The sequence below is a fragment of the Microbacterium umsixpiens genome, assembly GCF_053543675.1.
The window spans coordinates 23,097-25,395 of sequence record NZ_JBLVOH010000097.1; the positions used below are offsets into that span (position 1 = coordinate 23,097).

Here is a 2,299-nt window from a genome sequence, read left to right on the forward strand (position 1 = left end):
GGCTCTTCTCATCAGTGGGGGAGGACGGCGTCAGCCGACGCCCTCCATGGCGCTCGTCTCGGTGTTGCCGATGCGGGCGATCACGTCGGGTCGACGACGCGACAGGTAGAGGTACCGGGTCAGCGCGAGAGCGACGGTGGCCAGGAAGATGTACGGGATCACGTTGTACGGGAACGCCGGCACCGGCCAGACGTTCGCGAAGAACACGTACGCCATGGTGACGACCGCGATGGTCGCGCACACCTTCACGAGGCCGTTGCGCATCTTCGCCCGCTGCGTGTAGACGACGCAGGCGATTGCGACGAGGGCATAGGCGACCATGTAGCCGTAGGTGCCCCAGGTGTTCACCCAGACGAGGATGTCGCCGGTCGCCGCTCCCGAGAGCAGCAGCACGATGTCGACCGTGATCGCGGCCGCGCCGGCGATGATCAGCACGCGGTGCGGGGTCAGGTGCTGCTCGTGGGTGCGACCGAACCGCTCGGCGACCACGCCCTCCTTGCCCATGACGTACACGATGCGCCCGATCACGTTGAGCGGAGCGACGACGACCGCGAAGAACGAGGCCGAGACACCGATCGTGAGGGCGGCGGCGAACCAGGCCGGCATGCCGATGAGAGCCGACATGCTCTCCAGCGGGCTGGCCGAGGTGGCGAGGTCGTCGCCCAACACCGTGATCTGCGTATACGCCGCGAACACGTATAGGACTCCGACGCCGAGCGCGCTCCACATGATCGCGCGGGGGATCGCCTTGTACGGCTCCTTGGCCTCTCGGCCGAGTGCGTCAGCGGAGGAGAACCCCACGAACCCGAGGATGCCGAGCACCATGCCCGACGCGACCCCCTGGAACGAGGATCCGGTGGCGAGCACCTGAGCGGGGTCCCACGCGGCGGGTCCGGCCCAGATGAGTGCCGCGACCAGGAGCACGAGGATGATACCCACGGAGAGGAGCTCGAGCACGAGCGAGACCCGGGCCGACAGGCGGATGCCGCGGATGGTGAACAGCGTCGCCAACCCGCCGAGTACGACGGCGAGGCCGATGTCCCATCCGAGTCCCTGGGCCGGAAGGCCGAGCATGCGGAGGAACTGGGCCATGTAGCTGACGGAACCGCTGAGGGAGGCGGCCGCGATGCCGAAGCAGCCGATCAGCAGGGTGACGCCGGCGAGGAAGGCGCCGAAAGGCCCGAGGCCTTTCGACACGTACGTGTACAGCGAACCCGCCGAGGCGTGCTTGCGAGCGAACACGACGACGCAGTAGCCGACGCACAGGATGACGATCGTCGCCAGGGCGAAGGCGTAGATGGTGCCGTTGCCCGCACCGAGGAAGATCGCCGCCGCGGTGAAGGCGATGACGGCGCTGGGGGCGATGTTGGCGATGGCTTGAGCGGCGAGTTCGGGGCCGCTCATGACGCCGGTGCGAAGGCCGGCATCCTGGGGCGCGCCGGGCGGGGCGACGACGGTGTCAGACATGGGTTCTCCTGGATTCGGGTTTCAGGGGTGAGGGTCCGCGGTGCGCGGTCAGGGGATGAGGAGCGTGCGCAGTGCCGAACCGGTCTCGAGATCGTCGAGGGCCGCCGCGGCCTCGGACAGCGGGCGCCGCCCGGAGATCAGGGGGTCGATCTTGAGCTGTCCGTCCATGTACCGGTCCACCAGAGCGGGAACGTCGATGGAGGGGCGGACGGAGCCGTAGTTCGATCCGAGGATGCGCTGGTCGGCCTCGGCGAGGACGAGGGGTTCGAACGAGGCGCGGGCACCCGTCGGGGGGAGGCCCACGATCACGGCGGCGCCGCCGAGCCCGAGCATCTGGATCGACTGCTCCGTCGTGCTGGTGCGTCCGATGGCGTCGAAGGCGTAGTCGACCCCGTCGGAGATCAGTTCCCGCAGCTGCGCGACGGCGTCGCCCTGAGAGGCGTCGATGCGGTCGGTCGCGCCGAACTGCAGGGCCAGCTGGGTCTTCTCGGGTCGAACGTCGATCGCGACGATGCGCTCCGCACCGGCGAGTCGCGCCCCCTGGACGACGTTGAGGCCCACGCCGCCGCACCCGATCACCGCGACGGTGGAACCGGGCTCGACCGCGGCCGTGTTGAGCACCGCACCGACGCCGGTGGCCACGGCGCACCCGACGACGGCGACGACATCGAGCGGGGCGTCGTCGCGCACCTTCACGGCTCCGGACGCGGGCACCACGACCTCCTCGGCGAACGAGGAGACGCCGAGGTAGTGATGCAGCGTCTCGCCGTCGCGGCTGAGACGCGAGGTCCCGTCGAACAGCACGCCGAGGGGCGCGACCACGGTCGCGGCC

2 protein-coding genes are annotated in these 2,299 nt (G+C 69.6%); both read right to left on the minus strand.

What is annotated here, in order from left to right:
* Positions 1 to 30: 30 nt before the first annotated feature.
* On the minus strand, positions 31 to 1,467 hold the full coding sequence (locus ACNPM4_RS09920; RefSeq protein ID WP_105710090.1) for an APC family permease: 1,437 nt from the start codon (positions 1,465 to 1,467) through the stop codon (positions 31 to 33).
* A 48-nt stretch (positions 1,468 to 1,515) separates the two neighbouring features.
* The coding region (locus tag ACNPM4_RS09925; RefSeq protein ID WP_448985545.1) for a zinc-binding dehydrogenase at positions 1,516 to 2,299 on the minus strand (784 nt) is incomplete at its 5' end.

What these genes read in the sequence shown, in the direction of transcription:
- ACNPM4_RS09920 (WP_105710090.1), bottom strand. Translation starts at nt 1,467, where the DNA reads ATGTCTGACACCGTCGTCGCCCCGCCCGGCGCGCCCCAGGATGCCGGC.